The sequence below is a fragment of the Aerococcus viridans genome, assembly GCF_002871935.1.
In the GTDB taxonomy this organism is placed as follows: Bacteria; Bacillota; Bacilli; order Lactobacillales; family Aerococcaceae; genus Aerococcus; species Aerococcus viridans_B.
The window spans coordinates 46,218-64,051 of record NZ_PNHQ01000009.1; the positions used below are offsets into that span (position 1 = coordinate 46,218).

Here is a 17,834-nt window from a genome sequence, read left to right on the forward strand (position 1 = left end):
TTTATTATTTATATTTTACCGCTATAAAATAACCTTTTATTATCATATACAGTTTTTGTTTCAATGTTAGAAAATCGTAAAAAACACAATAAGTATACGGAAATAATATATTCTATCAGGTATAAGATAAAAAAGGTCATTTAATGATAAAAGTTTCACAATATTCTTAAAAGTGTCTTTTTGTTACTTTCCACTTACAACTTTCTCGTGAAAGTTGTAAAACAATCTTCTATTTTTCTGGTTCTTTAACAAAAGTCGTGCAAAGTGCTGATAAAATAGATACTATTGAAGGTGAAAAGCAAATATTTGGAGGCGACAATGAATGAAAGATAAATCAATTTGGATCGATCACTATAATATGGCAGGTCATGAAGAAGGAGGCTTTTTCTATCAGGTTCTAAAATCTGATCAGACTATTCAATTAGAAGGACAGCAACCACGTGCTTTATACACCAGCATTTATTTCCTGTTAACGAGCAATAATCCTTCACGTTTCCACCGGTTAACTGCCGATGAGGTTTGGTACTACCACTATGGTAGCCCATTAACTGTTCATATGATTACACCTGAAGGCGACTACCAACAAGTTACTCTTGGAACAGATGTAGAAAAAGGGCAAGTTTTACAAGCCGTGGTTCCTAAGAATACGATTTTTGGCTCAAGCGTTGAAGAAGATAACAGCTATGCCTTAGTTTCATGTATGGTTAGTCCAGGCTTTGAATATGATGACTTTGAATTATTTAAACGATCTGATTTACTTGAAGCATATCCAGATTACTCAGATATTATTCATCGCCTAACCCTAGAAGACTAATTACTAGTAGTCCTTAAATGATTCTTAAAAAATTGGGCACATATTTAACATAATTTTCTTTGAAAACTTCATTATATCTTCAAAAGTATGGCCTATTATATAAGCATACCCAATAAAGAAACCAAACTTTTCTTCATAAATCTTTCTCCTCCCAAATTGAAAGATACTAAAAAACCAGCTGGCTCCCAACAGCTGGTTTTTTTATGTCTTTATACATTTTTTCTAGTAATAAAAGAAAAATGTCTGCCGGGCGTTTTATTTAATCGGTAGGAGAATCCCTCTGTCATAGTGAACGTATCTTGGTTAGACTTGGTAATATGCTCTTCCAGGAAACCAACACGTTTTAGTTGCTCAACAATAGTCGCTTGATTGTCGATTAAATATTTTTGACGCTTATTATCCCAACGAATAAAGTCATCTGCATAACCTAATGCTTTGAATTGATCTACCACATCTTGGTCTACTTCAGATGATTCTTGGGCGATAGATGGACCAAGAACAGCTTTGATATTGCCCATATAGATATTTGGTTGTTGGCTTTTGATTTGAGCGAAAGTCGTAGCTATTACGTCTTGAACAGTCCCTCTCCAGCCTGAATGAATAGCGCCGATTAATCCAGTACTTTCATCATAAAATAAAATGGGCACACAGTCTGCAGTAAATACACCAATTACAATATTAGGTTCGTAAGTAAATAGTGCATCTACATCGTCTATTGCATCTTCAGTTGTTTTAGTGCCGCGTCCTTGGTCGTTAGCTTTCACTTGGTAAGCCTTGTTGGAATGGGTCTGGTTAGCGAAAACAAATTGAGTGGTATCTACATGTAACGCTTCTGCTAGTGCTTGACGGTTAGCGATAACCATCATCTTATCCTCTCCTGTGTGTAAGGCTAAATTACCATCTAGCGCTTGGTTGAGGTCTTTTAAGCTGGTACCAGCAGTAATATTATCCGGTGTTTCATAAAATTGGACTGTCATGAAAATCATCCTTTCATGGTGTGTTTTTTCTATTATAGCAAATAAGCGGTCTGGCTAATAAAATCTCGCAAAAACTGTTAAAATAAATGGAAATAAGAAAATGACCGATAAGGAGATTATGATATGACAATCAACTTGAAAAAAGGGGACCAAATGCACGGATTTACGCTTGTGGATAGCCAATTTATTCAAGATGCTAATGCCCAAGTTCACACTTTCACCCATGAACAATCAGGGGGGCAAGTGATTTGGGTAGAAAATGATGATCAAAATCGTACTTTTGGGATAGGTTTTAAAACGCCACCGAAAGACTCAACCGGCGTAGCCCACATCGTGGAGCACTCAGTACTTTCTGGATCACGTAAATATCCAGCTAAGGATCCGTTTATGACTATGTTGAAAACGTCTATGAATACATTCTTGAATGCTATGACTTTTTCAGATATGACCATTTATCCAGTTTCATCTATGAATGAGGAAGATTTCCATAATTTAACGGATGTTTATTTAGACGCCGTTTTCTTTCCCAAAATGATGACTGAGGAACACATTTTCCGTCAAGAAGGTTGGCATAAAGAATTATTCGATGTAGATGAACCAATCATTTATAATGGGGTAGTTTATAACGAAATGCGTGGGGCTTATTCTGATGCAGAACGCATTATTATGCAGGATGTAACAGCCAATATGCACCCTAATTCTACTTATGCCCATGAATCAGGTGGCTATCCTTATGATATTCCTAACTTGACCTTTGAAAACTTTAAACAATTCCATGCTGATCATTACCGTCCAGACAATGCTTTAGCCTATGTTTACGGGGATATTGATATTGACCGCACTTTGCGTCAGATTAACGGCGATTTCTTTAGTGAATTCTCAACAATTAATCATGAGAAAATTCAATTTGACTTGCCTAAAACAGCTGAAGGTCACCGCGAATATCAAGCATTTTATGATGCAGACGAACGCAAAACGAGTGAACAAGATTCTTACTTGACCTACATGACCCATGTGGGTACATCAACAGATTTAACCGATAACTATGTGGCCAATATTTTAAGCGATGCCTTAATTGAAGCGGAAGCAGCCCCAATCCGTTTAGCCCTAATTGAAGCTGGTTTAGCAGAGGAAGTTGAAGCGATGGGTTCTGATGGCTACTATCTAGATTTTGGTTTAGTTTTAAAACAATTTAACCCAGAGAATAAGGACAAGGCTTTAGCAGTGATTAAAGCAACTTTAAATGACCTAGTAGCTAATGGCATCAACCGCGACCTTCTTGAAGGGGTTATCAATACTCGTGAATTTGCAGCCCGTCAAGCTGGTGGTGCGATGAAGGGGATTACTTATGAAATTCAAATGACTATGGCTTGGCGCTATGACATGTCCCCAACTGAAGTCTTGCATTTTTCAAAATACTTCGATGATTTAAGAGCGAAGTTGGACACAGACTTCTATGAAAGATGGATTCAAGACAACTTGTTGGATGCAGCTACTAGTCTAGTGGGTATTTACCAACCAAAAGTGGGCTTATTTAAGGCGCAAGATGAGCAATTAACTGCCCAGTTAGCTGCAGAAAAAGCGGCTATGACTGACCAAGACATCCAAGCATTAATTGAGGAAAACCAGGCATTACGGAACTACCAAGATACACCGGACACAGAAGAAGCCCGTCAAACCTTACCAAAATTAGCGATTTCTGATGTACCACGAACAACACAAGCGATTGCCGAAGAGGTATTAACTGGCCAACAAGGGGTGCCAGTCCTTTTCCATGAACAAGATGCTTCAGGGATTCGTTATGTACAGATGGCTTATCGGTTAGACCATATTACAGCAGAAGATTTACCATATGTGAACTATCTAGCGATTTTATTAGGGTTATTGGACACAGAGAATTATGATTATCGTCAAATGGATATTGAAATGATGAAGGCGACTGCTGGCATTTCTATGCGACCTAAAGTCTTTATTCGTGAAGGGTCCAAAGATGATTATGTACCAGTGTTAGTGGCATCATTTGCAGCGATTGGTGACCACTCCGCTCGCGGTTTTGAATTGTTACAAGATACGATGACATTTACAGACTTTTCTGATAAGGCACGGATTTTAAATGTCTTACAACGTACGAAATTTAATATGAGTCAGTCGTATGAAGGGGCCGGTCACCGGGTGGCGATTTCTAGATTACGGTCTTTCTACTCACAAGCAGCTAAGTATGAAGATGTGATTGCTGGTTTAACATTCTATGACCATATGACGGATTTAATTGAAAACTTCTCAACTAAGGCAGATGCTTTTATCGAGAAATTGAGAGAAGTGAATGGCAAAATATGGGATCCACGTATGTTGACAGTTAGTTTAACAGCTGACGGTGTAGATCAATCAGCCTTGCTTGATCAGGTCAACCACTTTATTGACCAAGCAAAACCAGCGGATAGTGTTGAACCTGTAAATGTCCAGTTTGATTTAGTCGGCAACCATTATCATGAGGCGATTCAAACCAACGGTAATGTACAATACGTATCGGTGGGGGGACCTGTTTCAGTTGAAGACTATAATGGCCGGTATGTCGTTTTTGCCAATATTTTATCGAAAGATTACTTACACGAAAATATTCGTGCTAAAGGTGGCGCTTATGGTGCTGGTTTAAGCCTGACTGCAGCGGGGGACGTGACCACTTATTCTTACCGTGACCCGAATGTGGATAAGACAGTAGCGGTATATCAAAACTTACCAGCCTTCTTAGAAAATCCAGGTTTAAGTCAAGATGATCTAGAACAATTGATTATTGGGTCGATGACTAGCTTCCACTATCCATTAATACCGGCGAGCGTGAACAATCTGATGGTGACACGCCACTTCAGAGGGATGACAAAAGATATGGTAGATGCACGCTTAAGCCAAGCCTTGGATACCAAAGTAGCTGATCTAATTGCCTTCAAAGCACAAATACAAACTGCGCTAGATGCAGATAATTTAGTCGTCTTTGGAAATAAGCAAAAAATTGAGGAATCTAAGCAAGTATTTAATCATAAGCGTACGATTTAAGAAAACGTAAAAGGCCGGGATACACTTCCCGGCCTTTTCGTATCCAAATAGGATGGTCTATTTGGAATAGTATGATTCATTTTGCTTATCGTAGGCCTAAAGCCTCTCCAAATGTGAGGGCAATGAAAGCCAATAGTAATAGGACGCCACCGACTACCTTTAATCGGGCTTGTTGTGCAGCAGTCATCCCTTCAGGAGTTTGCCCCTTCCAGACAATATATACGTTTACTAAAATACATAAAATGGCGAAGATTGTTCCGACCAAATAACGGCTCATATAGGCTCCTTTAATTATAATTGCGATAATTTCACTTCGATTGTTGTTGTTACTGCTTGATTGTCGATACGACTAGTACCAGAAATCGTCCATTCAACTGCTCTAATTTCATTGGTGTAACGATCAGTCACAAGTTGGATTTGGTGGTTGGCATCATTATTGTAAGACTTACTTACAAAAGAGTTTAATAAGTTGGTTAATTGCACATTTTCACCAGAAAAACTAACGGTTTGATTATTTAAAGACCCAGTCCATTGTCCAATTGTATCTAGCGTCGTTAATAAACTGTGCATTTGATTTAGAGATAAGACATTTAAACGGTTCAGATGTGAATCATTCGTTAAACTTTGTTGCCATTCGCCGCCATTTTCCTTGTAAGCGGATTGGGCATTACTTGTTTCAACTTGTAAGATCGTATCATTATTACTAGAAGCAGTATTCTTTTTAATGAAAGTTCCAGAAAAGTTATCCGTATTTTCATAAGATAAGGTCGACATGACCGTTTCAGTATTTGCGGGTTCAGATGTGACCTGTTCGATTGTTGTGGATTGTTTGTAAGCAGTTGTTTCAGACAAAGTTTCGTTAACAGCATTGCCTAGTTCAGTAGAGGATTCACGCGCTTCAACGTGGTTACCAACTAGTAACATGATGCATGCTAATAAAACCCATTTCAATAGTTTTCGCATTTTAGGCATCCTTTATATCTATATTTTAAGTATTTCGAAGATCGGGAATGTTTATAGCGATATACGCCAATGGTGATTTCACCTAATATTTTTATTCTATCGGACTTCTGTGAAGATTTAAAGACCAAACACCTAAAATATTACATTAATTTATATTGATTTCATACCTTTGGAAGGGGTCACAGATTTTTGAAAAATACTTGCAGTATTTTGCTGGCTTATGACGTATAAACTAGTAAAAGATTAAAAATATTAATGTGGTAGCTTGCAAGACCTAAAATTATCTCATTGAAGAAACTTTCGGTATAATAACTGTAATGTGATATTGAATCTAATCAATCCACAAAGCAAGAAAGTGAAATAGAGTCGTGAAAAAATAGAGATAGACATTAAGATTAGGCGAAAGCGGGGGCTAACGATATGGTGATGAACGGTGTATTAATGCAATATTTTGAGTGGGACTTACCCGATGATGGTAGTTTATGGAAAAAGTTAGCGGAAGATGCAGCACACTTGGCATCAATCGGGATTTCTCATGTGTGGATGCCACCAGCAACTAAAGGTCAATCGAGTAATGACGTTGGTTACGGCGCTTACGACTTATTTGATATTGGGGAATTCGATCAAAAAGGGACGGTTCGTACCAAATACGGGACTCGAGCAGAATACCAAGCGGCAATTGATGCCTTACATGAACAGGACATTTGGGTGCTAGCGGATGCTGTTTTAAACCATAAGGGTGGGGCTGATGAAACAGAAGTATTCCAAGCCTACCCAATGAACCCAACAAATCGGCAAGAAAAGCTTGGTGAAGCGCGCGATATTGAAGGGTGGACTAAGTTTACTTTTCCAGGTCGAAATGGTGAGTATTCAGACTTTATTTGGGATTTTAACTGCTTCTCTGGGACTGACTTTGACCAACGAACAGGTGAAAGTGGTATCTTTATGATTAAAGGGGAGAATAAAGGGTGGGCAGATAATGAAGAAGTGGACGGTGAGCACGGTAACTTCGACTACTTAATGTTTGCGGATATTGATTATGATAATCCCTATGTTCAAGAAGAAGTCTTAAAATGGGCACGTTGGTACTTAGATTCTTTTAATTTAAATGGTTTTAGAATGGATGCCTTAAAACATATCGATTTTGCCTTTATTGACCAGTTAATATCTGCTTTACGAGAAAGTAATCCAGATATTTATGTTATAGGAGAGTACTGGCAAAGTAATACTGGTGTGCTTTTCGATTATTTAGCGGAAACGGATTATCAAATCGATCTATTTGATGTGGCCTTACATCAACGCTTTAAACAAGCAGCTACTTCTTTGGATCAATTTGATATGGGTTCACTTCTTGAGGGTTCACTCTTGAAAGATCGACCGGATTTAGCTGTCTCTTTTGTTGATAATCATGACTCTCAGCCAGGCCAAGCCCTTGAGTCTTGGGTAGATGAATGGTTTAAACCGATTGCTTATGGCTTGATTCTCTTGCATCAATCAGGCTTACCAACCATTTTCTACGGTGATTATTATGGTATCGAAAGTATCCAGTATAAAGGCTTCCAAGAGACCTTAGATAAGCTTTTAGCCTTGAGACGGGAAAATGCTTACGGTGATCAACATGATTATTTTGACCATAAAAATTGTATCGGTTATACCCGGACTGGCGATGATGAACATCCAGATGGACTCGCTTTTATCGCAACCAATGGTGACCAAGCGAAGAAGCGTATGTATGTAGGAGAACTCCACGCAGGAGAAGAGTGGATAGACGCAATGGGTGAAGTAGAAGGATCGGTAACCATTGAAGCGGATGGTACGGGTGTATTTAAAGTACATGCTGGGTCAATGTCTGTGTGGATTAACAAGTTTGATGTAGACCATATTGACGGTGAAGCAGATGAAGATTTTGAAGATACTAGCTATCTTGAAGAAACTCCTACTGAAGAAATCGCTGAACCGGATGCAGAAGCAGCTCAGGTGGCTGCTGCTGACCAAAGTGAGTAATTTGCACTGCGTCTTTAAGGGCTTACGTTTAGAAATTTGCTAATCAATGGTACAATAAGTCAGTAAAACTCAAGTATGCGCAGTAAAGGATGGAATTTGTTTATGACAGTAGAAAATACACGAGGATTTGAGAAGATATCGGCCTATGCCAATGATGAGGCAATTACATTACCAAGACGTTCAACAACCCTATCAGCTGGCTATGATATCGCAGCGGCTGAAGATATCATTGTACCGGCAATGTGGAAGACTGGTGTAAAGCATGTCCTAAAAGACTTTGCGCATTTAAATATAGCAGGTGAAGTAGACGAAAGTGCTATGAAACCAGTATTAGTACCGACTGGTTTAAAAGCTTATATGGGCGAGAATGAATACTTACAATTAACTTGCCGATCTTCAAATCCGCTTAAACGAGGTCTTTCCTTACCTAATGGTGTAGGTATTGTTGACGCAGATTACTATAATAATGAAAATAATGAAGGCCATTTATTTGTGCAATTAGTAAACTTTGGTTTGCGTGATGTTCAAATTAAAAAAGGTGAGCGTATTGCGCAAGGGATTTTCCTTTCTTTCTTAACGACTGCTGATGACCAGCCAAGTGACCAAGTGCGTGCAGGTGGTTTTGGCTCTTCTGGTCAATAATAGCAATTGATATTTTTCAAATTAATAGAAAGGAGTGAAGTCCAAGATGGCTAAGAAACCGACAACGAGATATGTATGTCAGGCTTGTGGTTATGAGAGTGTTCAGTTCTATGGCAAGTGTCCGAATTGTGGGGCATGGAACCAAATGGAAGAGGAGCGCTTGTATGGTAAGACTATTGCTCATCCTGAAACACGTGCTGGACAAGCCAGCTCAAGCCGGATGAAACCAAAAAAATTAGCGACGGTTAAAGGTGAAGAAACGCCGCGCATCCAAACCCAATTAGGTGAATTAAACCGCGTCTTAGGTGGCGGTGTGGTGCAAGGTTCCTTGGTTTTAATTGGTGGTGACCCAGGGATTGGGAAATCCACTTTAATGCTACAGGTATCAGCTGAACTGCATCAGAGCGCTGGGCCAGTTTTATATGTGTCGGGAGAGGAATCGATGCATCAAATCAAACTACGAGCGGACCGACTAGGATTTGAAGGGGCAGATTTCTATGTTTATGCAGAAACTGATATGGCAGCTATTCAAGATGCTATTTATGACTTACAACCGCGCTTTGTAGTGATTGACTCTATTCAAACGATGACCCACGAAGATGCGACATCAACGGCAGGATCAGTTGGACAAGTCCGTCAAACGACAGCAGAATTAATGAAATTAGCGAAGTCACAAAATATTGGTATTTTTATCGTTGGGCATGTGACGAAAGAAGGAAATATTGCTGGACCACGTATTCTAGAACACATGGTGGATACTGTACTGTATTTCGAAGGTGAGAAGCATGATACTTTCAGGATTTTACGGGCAGTGAAGAACCGGTTTGGGTCAACCAATGAAATAGGTGTCTTTGATATGCAGCAAGATGGTTTACATGAAGTCGCTAATCCTTCCGAACTCTTCTTAGAAGAAAGGTTAGCGGGCGCTAATGGATCGGCGGTTGTTGCTTCGATGGAGGGCACACGACCGATTTTAACGGAAATTCAAGCGCTACTTACACCGACCTCATTTGGGAATGCCCGTAGAACGGCTTCTGGATTAGATTATTCACGGGTATCACTCATCATGGCTGTACTTGAAAAGAGAGCTGGTTTAATGCTTCAAAATCAAGACGCCTACCTCAAATCAACTGGTGGGGTCCGTTTAGACGAACCGGCTATTGACCTGGCCATTGCAGTAGCTGTGGCTTCTTCATACCGAGAAAAAGAAACGAAACCAACTGATTGTTTCGTTGGAGAAATTGGGTTGACTGGTGAAATTAGACGAGTAACAAGAATTGCGGAACGTGTTCAAGAAGCTGAAAAATTAGGCTTTGAACGCATTTTTATCCCTAAAAATGCGTTATCTGGTTTAACTGGTAAACAAAAAATACAAGTAGTTGGTGTAACGACTGTAAGAGAAGTATTAAATACGATTTTTACAAAATAAATACTAGAGAGTTTGGATCGAATGGTAACCAAGCTCTCTTTTTATCTCAAATAGGCGCTATATGTAAATTTCAGGTTAAGATTATGCATACTAGACTAAATTTTAAGTAAGTTTATTGTGTAAATGTAAACAAAAAGTTATACTATAAAAGCGGTAGTATAGTAAAGAAACCGCTTTAATTTTTATAGAGAAGGGGGTGAATAATATGAATGAAAGATTTTGGAAAATATTGTCTCGTGTCCTCATTGTAATATTAGGATCTTCAATAGGTTATTATGTATTACCGTTACTTTGGGATATGATGAATATCAATATACGCTTTTTCTATTATCCATTGTTTAACATCGTACTTGGTGCAATTATTCTTTTTCTTATTTACGGATTAACACAGCCTTTATTGATGCGTTTTATTCGCAATGTCGAACGTGACTTGCGTCAGTTATCGATCGAAAAGGTTTTAGTTTCTGCAGTAGGTGTTATTATTGGACTAGTTTTAGCTTGGTTAATCAACATTCCTTTAGTGGCGATTGGTTGGCCATTCATTTCAAATATCTTACCCATTGTCTTAACGATTGTTTTAGGGGTGTTAGGTTTTTATCTCTTCTCTAATAAGAGTGCTGAGATTATGGAGATGCTTACCCGTTTTCCGCAAGTGAGACGTAGTGAAGCAACGGATACGACTATTACTGAAGATACACAGTCAGATAAGGAAGTGCAGGAAAGTGACGTATCAACTCACTCAGAAGGCCATGATATGTATACGGATGCCTTACTATCACTTAGACAAGCTGCGGATAAGGCTTACCAGCCCTATAAGATTTTAGATACATCAGTGATTATTGATGGGCGGATTCTAGATGTCTTAAAAGCAGGCTTTATCGAGGGTGTGATAGTAGTCCCCAATTTTGTCTTGAAAGAATTGCAATACATTGCGGACCAAGCAGATGCATTGAAACGGGTTCGTGGTCGTCGTGGTTTGGATATTTTAAATCAAATTCAAGACTTAGATGATGTGGTTGTAGATTTTTATGCCGGAGACTTCGATGATGAATCGGAAGTAGACTTAAAATTATTGCGTCTAGCTAAGTTAGTCGATGGTGTTGTGGTAACAAATGATTATAACTTGAATAAAGTGAGTCAATTTCACAAGATTAAAGTATTAAACATTAATGAGTTAGCGAATGCATTGAAATCTGTTGTGATTCCTGGGGAGACGATTTCCGTACATATCGTAAAAGCTGGTACAGAGCGTCAACAAGGCGTAGCCTACATGGACGACGGTACAATGATTGTCGTTGAAGAAGGCAAGCATCATATTGATGAGACCCTTTCAGTAGAGATTACTTCAGCGATTCAAACCAATGCAGGACGCATGGTCTTTGCCAAAATAGCGGACTAGATATATAATTATAATGATGGAAAATTAGGTTGGTATGCTTACCAGCCTATTTTGATTGAAAAGCTTAAGATAAAAGGAGAAATCAACATGTCAGATAAAGTCCGCGTACGCTATGCGCCAAGTCCAACTGGCCATTTACATATTGGGAATGCTCGTACCGCCTTGTTTAATTATTTATTCGCTCGTCACAACGACGGGGAATTTATTATTCGTATTGAAGATACTGATACTAAACGAAATCTTGAGGACGGAGAAAGATCTCAACTTGAAAACCTACATTGGTTGGGTATTGAGTGGGATGAAGGTCCAGATAAGCCAGGTGAATTTGGTCCTTACCGTCAATCTGAACGTAAAGATATCTATGACCGTTACCTAACAGAATTACTAGACAAGGGTTTAGCTTACTTTGCATTTGATACACCTGAGGAAATCGAAGCAGAACATGAAGCGCAAGTCGCAAATGGCGAAACACCGCGTTACATTGGTAAATGGCGCGACAAATCACAGGAAGAAATCGATGCAGCACGTGCAGAAGGCCGTCCAGAAACAATCCGTTTCCGCGTACCTGACAACACAACCTACACCTTTGATGACATGGTAAAAGGGGAAATCTCTTTCGAATCAGCAGCTATTTCAGGTGACTTTGTTATCCGTAAACAAGATGGTATGCCTACATACAACTTCGCCGTTGTTGTGGATGACCATTTGATGGAAATTACACACGTATTGCGTGGTGACGACCATATTGCGAATACACCAAAACAATTAATGATTTACGATGCCTTAGGATTTGAACGACCAACATTCGGTCACATGACTTTAATCGTAAATGCTGAAACAGGTAAAAAACTATCTAAACGTGACGGGTCAATTTTACAATTTATTGAACAATACCGTGACCTAGGCTATCTACCTGACGCAATGTTTAACTTTATCACTTTATTAGGTTGGTCTCCAAAGGGCGAAGAAGAAATCTTTTCACATGATGAATTAATTGAAATCTTCGATACTGACCGTCTAAGTAAGTCACCAGCAGCCTTTGACAACAAAAAACTAGAATGGATCAATAACCGTTACATGAAAGCAGCAGATGCTGAAGACGTAGCGAAATTAGCGATTGATCACTTACAAAGAGCAGGCCGTGTATCTGAAACATCAACAGCAGAAGAACGCGCATGGACTGAAAAATTGGTTTCATTATATAAAGATGAAATGTCATATGCAGCTGAAATCGTTGAATTATCAGATATGTTCTTCCAAGATGAATTACATATTGCAGATGATGCGAAAGCAGTATTAGCTGGTGATGGTGTAGCGGATGTCTTAAAAGCCTTCCAAGCGAAATTAGCTGAAATTCCAGCTGATGACTTTAAAGAAGAAAATATTATGGCAGCAATCAAAGCTGTTCAAAAAGAAACTGGCGTAAAAGGTAAAAACTTATATATGCCAATCCGTGTAGCCACTTCAGGTGAACAACACGGACCTTCAATTGGTTTAACAATTGAAGTCTTGGGTAAAGAAAAAGTAGCCCACCACTTAGACCAAGCACTAGCAAGTCTATAATCAAATATGTAATCTTTCCTATCTAAGCGTAAGCTTGGATAGGTTTTTTATTTTAACGGTATAAAAAGATATGTATAACTTAATAGTTAACGAAAAGTTATCAGTAAATACAAAAATCGCTTACATTTTATCGAAAGTCATCATTGTATTTATGTATAGAAAATATAAAATGTTTAAAAACCCCTAATTTATCATCTTCTATAAAAATTAGAAGATACAATTTGTTATTTCTTTTATGAAACTTGTGAATAAGGATTGATAATAGTTCATCTCCACCCCTATACTATGACTAGATTAAACACAATATATAGAGTTAAAAAATAAACAGAACACAATTTATTGTGTTTTTTAATAAAAAGCGAGGAGTAATGACCATGACAATCACAGTTTATTCAAAGAGTGGCTGCCCACAATGTGTATTTGCTAAGAAATACCTTGAAGCTAAAGAGATTCCTTTTGAAGAGAAACGCGTAGATCTAGAGGACGTGTATCTAGATGAAGTAAAAGAATTAGGTTATTTGTCTTTACCAGTAATTGCAGACTCAACAGGAAACCATTTCAATGGTTATGTACCTGAAAAGATGGAAGCTTTGGTGGCAACATGGCAAGCATAGTTTATTATTCATTAACGGGTCAAACCAGACGTTTTATCAATAAAGTTCAAGGATTCGATACTTATGAGATTTCATCCGCAGTAGCACCGGTGACGATGACTGAGCCGTTTATTATGGTGATGCCATCATATGAAAGTCATGTGTATGGTGACGTGATTGAAACAGCTGAGGAATTTTTAGAATGGGCAGATAATGCCAGTCTATGCAAGGGCTTTTTTGGTGGGGGCAACCGCAATTTTGCCCAATTATTCTGTGTAACAGTAAAGGAATTATCTGCTGAGTTCGATATTCCTGTCTTACATGGATTTGAATTCCAAGGGTCTGCTTATGACGTGGCTAAGTTAACAGAGGAGTTAGAGAAAATTGACAGATACCAAGAAATTAGAAATTGAAAATACGAAAGATATTACTTACTTTAAGCTTAATAATATGGTAAATATTCCAACTGCTGACAAGCAAATCCAATTAAATAAAGACCGCGAAGCAGTGAGAGCTTATTTCTTAGAATATGTGAACCCAAATACGGTTTTCTTCCACACATTAGAAGAAAAATTACAGTATTTAGTAGATAACGATTATATAGAAGAAGATTTCTTAAATAAGTACGCTTTCGATTTCATCCAATCCTTGTTTGATCATTTGTATGAGTATAAATTCCGCTTTAAGAGCTTTATGGGTGCTTATAAGTTTTATACGCAATATGCTCTAAAAACCAATGATAACAAACGCTTTTTAGAAAGATATGAAGATCGTATTGCATTTACTGCTTTGTATTTAGCAGATGGTGACGAAGATTTAGCTTGGCATATTGCTGAAGAGCATATTGAACATCGATTGCAAATGGCTACACCTACCTTCTTGAATGCAGGTAAGAAGCGTCGCGGTGAGATGGTTTCTTGTTTCTTAATTGATGTCCAAGATAATATGGAGTCAATTGGTCGGGCAGTGAATTCCTCTCTACAACTCTCTAAACGTGGTGGTGGTGTAGGTGTAAACTTGAGTAACCTACGTGAAGCCGGTGCAGCAATTAAAGGTATTGAAAATGCTGGTTCAGGTGTTGTGCCAGTAATGAAGCTATTAGAAGACGCCTTTTCTTATGCTAACCAGTTGGGCCAACGAAATGGTGCAGGAGTTGTTTATTTAAACGCCTTCCATCCGGATGTGTATGAGTTCTTATCTACGAAAAAAGAAAATGCCGATGAGAAAATTCGTGTAAAGACCTTATCGTTAGGATTAGTGGTGCCAGATAAGTACTATGAATTATTGAAAACCAATGAACCAATGTACTTATTTAGTCCATACGATGTGGAACGTATTTATGGTCAACCATTTGGTTATGTCAATATTACGGAACATTATGAAGATATGGTTGCTAATAAGGACATTAAGAAATATAAAATCAATGCACGTGAGTTAGAACAAGAAATTTCGCGTCTACAACAAGAATCTGGCTATCCATATATCATGAATGTGGATACAGCGAATAAGGAAAACCCGGTTAACGGAAGAATTACTATGTCTAACTTATGTTCTGAAATCATGCAAGTACAAAAGCCATCTATTCTAAATGAAGACTTAACTTATAAAGAAGTTGGTATGGATATTTCTTGTAACTTAGCTTCAACCAATATTACTGAAATGTTAAAAGCGCATAACTTTGAGCAAGCTGTGGATACCGCTGTACGTGCTTTAACGGCTGTTTCTGATATGACATCAATCCAAGCTGTACCAAGTGTTGAACGTGGAAACGCAGCCTATAACGCTATCGGATTGGGCGCGATGGGATTACACACAGCGCTTGCTACCAATCAAATTCATTATGGGTCAAAAGAAGCGCTAGAGTTAACGGATGCTTACTTTATGGCATTACGTTATTACGCTTTGAAAACTTCAAACCAAATGGCAAAAGAGCGTGGAGAAAGCTTCTTTGAATTTGACCAATCAGCTTATGCCGATGGTTCTTACATTCGTGAGCGTTACATTGACAACCAAAAACCGTTCGTCTTCAAATCTGAGAAGGTAGCTAAATTATTCGAACATATCCACATCCCAACACCGGATGATTGGGCGGCATTAAACCAAGCAATCATGGCGGATGGACTATATAATGCTTACCTATTAACAGTTGCACCAACAGGTTCGATTTCATACATCAACGAAGCATCGTCATCCATTCATCCAATTGTGCATTTAATTGAAAACCGTCAAGAAACAAATATTGGTTCAATGTTCTATCCAGCACCATACTTGGATAATGATACGATCGAATATTACAAATCTGCTTACGAAACGGATATGCGTCAAGTCATCGATACTTATGCAACAGCACAAAAACATATTGATCAAGGGATGTCCTTGACCTTGTTTATGCAATCCACTATCCCACAAGGTTTATATGAATGGAAGAATGGGAATACGGACAAGATGACTACCCGTGACCTTAACCGCTTGCGTAATTATGCTTGGTCAAAAGGAATTAAATCGATTTACTATGTGCGGACTTATACAAATGACTTCGATAAAGAAATTGGCGTAAACCAATGTGAATCATGTGTGATTTAACACGTAAACGAGAGGAAAATGAGTAATGACACAAAAAGATAAAAAATACTTTAACCAAATTTTGGGTGGAGAGCCAACAAATGATCATGTTTTATACTATAAATCAATTGATTGGAACCGCATAGAAGATGCGATTGATAAGTCAACTTGGGAAAAATTGACTTCGCAATTTTGGTTGGATACACGTATTCCGGTATCAAATGACCGTGATGATTGGCGAATCTTAACGGACGAAGAGCGAGATGTAGTTAACAAAGCTTTTGCTGGTTTAACAGCTTTAGATACTTTACAGTCTGAAGAAGGGGCAAACGTGATGCGTGATGCTATTCGGACACAGCACGAAGAAGCTGTGTTGAATAATATCCTATTTATGGAGTCAGTGCATGCTAAATCTTATTCAACAATTTTTATATCATTGAATACGACTCGTGAAATTGATGAGATTTTCGAATGGGCTAATAATAACGAATATCTTCAATACAAGGCGCGCCGCATTAACGAAATTTACCAAAATGGAACTGGTCTACAACAAAAAATTGCTAGCGTATTCCTAGAAACTTACTTATTCTACTCTGGATTTTATGCGCCACTTTGGTATTTAGGTAACAATAAACTAGAGAATGTTGCTGAAATTATCAAGTTGATTATTCGTGACGAATCTGTTCACGGTACTTACCTAGGTTATAAATTCCAGTTAGGCTACAACCAACTTTCAACAAATGAACAAAATGAATTAAAAGACTGGATGTACGAACTGCTATTTGACTTAATGGAAAATGAAGAGAAATATACCGAGGAAATCTATACACAAGTAGGTTGGACGAAAGATGTCAAGACCTTTGTGCATTACAATGCCAATAAAGCTTTACAAAATTTAGGATTTGAACCTTTCTATCCAGATGGTACAGCAGAAAATGTTAACCCAATTGTGATGAATGGGATCTCAACAGATTCAAGTAACCATGACTTCTTCTCCCAAGTAGGCAATTCATACTTGATGGGTGAATCAGAAGCGATGGAAGAGGACGACTACGATTTCTAATATCATTTTCACTAAAAAACTGGCGCTCAAGCCAGTTTTTTTGGTGAAATAAAGTGTTTATTCAGATTAACCGGCCTCCATTAGAAATTATCCGTAGCTTCACCGAACAATGCCTTGCAATTGAAATATATTGTTCGTACAATGGAAGTAACAAAAATAAAGGGGCTATTTATTATGAACTATTTACAAAAACGTATTTTAAAAGACGGTCAAGTCATCGATGAAAAGATTTTAAAAATTGACTCATTCCTAAACCATCAAATTGATCCAAAAGTTATGCATGAAATCCAAAGCGATTTCTTTGATTACTTTAAATCACGTGAAATCACAAAAGTATTAACCATCGAAGCAAGTGGTATTGCACCTGCAATCATGGTAGCTGCACACTTCCAAGTACCGATGTTATTTGCGAAAAAATCTGAACCATCAACACTTGCTGGACAAGATAAATTCTCAACATTAGTACATTCATTTACGAAGAATAAAACAAGCGAAATTATCATCTCAAAAGAATACTTAAATGAACATGATAAAGTATTAATCATTGACGATTTCTTAGCGAATGGTGAAGCAAGTCTAGGTTTAATTGATTTAGTGAAACAAGCTGGTGCTGAAGTCGTTGGTGTGGGTATTTGTGTAGAGAAATCATTCCAACCAGGACGTCAACGCTTAATTGATGCGGGAGTAGATGTTCATTCAGTTTGCCGTATTGCTTCATTAGCAGGCAATAAAGTAACCTTTGTAGATGAAGAAGATGAAAAGTTAGCATAAGCG

At 38.1% G+C, this 17,834-nt stretch carries 15 protein-coding genes; 12 read left to right on the forward strand and 3 right to left on the reverse strand.

Annotated features, from left to right (window positions below):
- Positions 1-322: 322 nt before the first annotated feature.
- Positions 323-814, forward strand: a complete 492-nt coding sequence (locus tag CJ191_RS04895; RefSeq protein ID WP_070468517.1) for a cupin domain-containing protein — start codon at positions 323-325, stop codon at positions 812-814.
- 209 nt (positions 815-1,023) lie between these two features.
- Here the strand turns inward: CJ191_RS04895 and pgeF are convergent, their stop codons facing one another.
- Positions 1,024-1,791: a peptidoglycan editing factor PgeF gene (gene pgeF, locus CJ191_RS04900; RefSeq protein WP_102199144.1), complete on the reverse strand. Its 768-nt coding sequence runs from the start codon at positions 1,789-1,791 to the stop codon at positions 1,024-1,026.
- Positions 1,792-1,914: 123 nt separating this feature from the next.
- On the opposite strand from pgeF, the gene CJ191_RS04905 reads away from it, so the two are divergent.
- The gene (locus CJ191_RS04905; protein ID WP_102199145.1) at positions 1,915-4,842 is read left to right on the forward strand and encodes an insulinase family protein; all 2,928 of its coding nucleotides are present in this window, start codon (positions 1,915-1,917) and stop codon (positions 4,840-4,842) included.
- A gap of 85 nt (positions 4,843-4,927) precedes the next feature.
- Here CJ191_RS04905 and CJ191_RS04910 read toward each other — a convergent pair whose 3' ends face one another.
- Positions 4,928-5,119: a hypothetical protein gene (locus CJ191_RS04910; protein ID WP_102199146.1), complete on the reverse strand. Its 192-nt coding sequence runs from the start codon at positions 5,117-5,119 to the stop codon at positions 4,928-4,930.
- 14 nt (positions 5,120-5,133) lie between these two features.
- Positions 5,134-5,805 (reverse strand): hypothetical protein, encoded by a 672-nt coding sequence (locus CJ191_RS04915; RefSeq protein WP_102199147.1) that lies wholly within the window; start codon positions 5,803-5,805, stop codon positions 5,134-5,136.
- 423 nt (positions 5,806-6,228) lie between these two features.
- Between CJ191_RS04915 and CJ191_RS04920 the strand changes: the two genes are divergently transcribed.
- From CJ191_RS04920 to CJ191_RS04965, 10 genes are all read left to right on the forward strand, one after another.
- Positions 6,229-7,809 (forward strand): alpha-amylase, encoded by a 1,581-nt coding sequence (locus tag CJ191_RS04920; protein WP_374754467.1) that lies wholly within the window; start codon positions 6,229-6,231, stop codon positions 7,807-7,809.
- Between the two features lie 102 nt (positions 7,810-7,911).
- Entirely contained in the window at positions 7,912-8,451 is a 540-nt protein-coding gene (locus CJ191_RS04925; protein WP_102199149.1) for a dUTP diphosphatase, read from the forward strand.
- Positions 8,452-8,497: 46 nt separating this feature from the next.
- Positions 8,498-9,880 (forward strand): DNA repair protein RadA, encoded by a 1,383-nt coding sequence (gene radA, locus CJ191_RS04930; RefSeq protein WP_102199150.1) that lies wholly within the window; start codon positions 8,498-8,500, stop codon positions 9,878-9,880.
- Positions 9,881-10,085: 205 nt separating this feature from the next.
- Positions 10,086-11,279 carry a PIN/TRAM domain-containing protein gene (locus tag CJ191_RS04935; RefSeq protein ID WP_102199151.1) on the forward strand — a complete coding sequence of 398 codons (1,194 nt, stop codon included), beginning with the start codon at positions 10,086-10,088 and terminating at the stop codon, positions 11,277-11,279.
- An 87-nt stretch (positions 11,280-11,366) separates the two neighbouring features.
- Complete coding sequence (gene gltX / locus CJ191_RS04940) at positions 11,367-12,842, forward strand: glutamate--tRNA ligase (protein ID WP_102199152.1); 1,476 nt, start codon at positions 11,367-11,369, stop codon at positions 12,840-12,842.
- Positions 12,843-13,216: 374 nt separating this feature from the next.
- The gene (locus tag CJ191_RS04945) at positions 13,217-13,456 is read left to right on the forward strand and encodes a glutaredoxin domain-containing protein (protein ID WP_102199153.1); all 240 of its coding nucleotides are present in this window, start codon (positions 13,217-13,219) and stop codon (positions 13,454-13,456) included.
- On the forward strand, positions 13,444-13,848 hold the full coding sequence (locus CJ191_RS04950; RefSeq protein ID WP_102199154.1) for a ribonucleotide reductase stimulatory protein: 405 nt from the start codon (positions 13,444-13,446) through the stop codon (positions 13,846-13,848). Before CJ191_RS04945 ends, CJ191_RS04950 begins: the two co-directional genes overlap by 13 nt.
- Positions 13,820-16,018, forward strand: a complete 2,199-nt coding sequence (nrdE, locus tag CJ191_RS04955) for a class 1b ribonucleoside-diphosphate reductase subunit alpha (protein WP_102199155.1) — start codon at positions 13,820-13,822, stop codon at positions 16,016-16,018. Before CJ191_RS04950 ends, nrdE begins: the two co-directional genes overlap by 29 nt.
- Positions 16,019-16,043: 25 nt before the next feature.
- Complete coding sequence (nrdF, locus tag CJ191_RS04960) at positions 16,044-17,060, forward strand: class 1b ribonucleoside-diphosphate reductase subunit beta (RefSeq protein ID WP_102199156.1); 1,017 nt, start codon at positions 16,044-16,046, stop codon at positions 17,058-17,060.
- Between the two features lie 174 nt (positions 17,061-17,234).
- Positions 17,235-17,831, forward strand: a complete 597-nt coding sequence (locus CJ191_RS04965) for a xanthine phosphoribosyltransferase (protein WP_102199157.1) — start codon at positions 17,235-17,237, stop codon at positions 17,829-17,831.
- Positions 17,832-17,834 lie beyond the last annotated feature (3 nt).

Coding starts and splice junctions, on each gene's coding strand:
- CJ191_RS04965 (WP_102199157.1), top strand. CDS start 17,235: ATGAACTATTTACAAAAACGTATTTTAAAAGACGGTCAAGTCATCGAT.
- CJ191_RS04910 (WP_102199146.1), bottom strand. CDS start 5,119: ATGAGCCGTTATTTGGTCGGAACAATCTTCGCCATTTTATGTATTTTA.
- CJ191_RS04905 (WP_102199145.1), top strand. CDS start 1,915: ATGACAATCAACTTGAAAAAAGGGGACCAAATGCACGGATTTACGCTT.
- pgeF (WP_102199144.1), bottom strand. CDS start 1,791: ATGACAGTCCAATTTTATGAAACACCGGATAATATTACTGCTGGTACC.
- CJ191_RS04950 (WP_102199154.1), top strand. CDS start 13,444: ATGGCAAGCATAGTTTATTATTCATTAACGGGTCAAACCAGACGTTTT.
- CJ191_RS04895 (WP_070468517.1), top strand. CDS start 323: ATGAAAGATAAATCAATTTGGATCGATCACTATAATATGGCAGGTCAT.
- CJ191_RS04935 (WP_102199151.1), top strand. CDS start 10,086: ATGAATGAAAGATTTTGGAAAATATTGTCTCGTGTCCTCATTGTAATA.
- gltX (WP_102199152.1), top strand. CDS start 11,367: ATGTCAGATAAAGTCCGCGTACGCTATGCGCCAAGTCCAACTGGCCAT.
- CJ191_RS04945 (WP_102199153.1), top strand. CDS start 13,217: ATGACAATCACAGTTTATTCAAAGAGTGGCTGCCCACAATGTGTATTT.
- nrdF (WP_102199156.1), top strand. CDS start 16,044: ATGACACAAAAAGATAAAAAATACTTTAACCAAATTTTGGGTGGAGAG.
- CJ191_RS04925 (WP_102199149.1), top strand. CDS start 7,912: ATGACAGTAGAAAATACACGAGGATTTGAGAAGATATCGGCCTATGCC.
- radA (WP_102199150.1), top strand. CDS start 8,498: ATGGCTAAGAAACCGACAACGAGATATGTATGTCAGGCTTGTGGTTAT.
- CJ191_RS04915 (WP_102199147.1), bottom strand. CDS start 5,805: ATGCGAAAACTATTGAAATGGGTTTTATTAGCATGCATCATGTTACTA.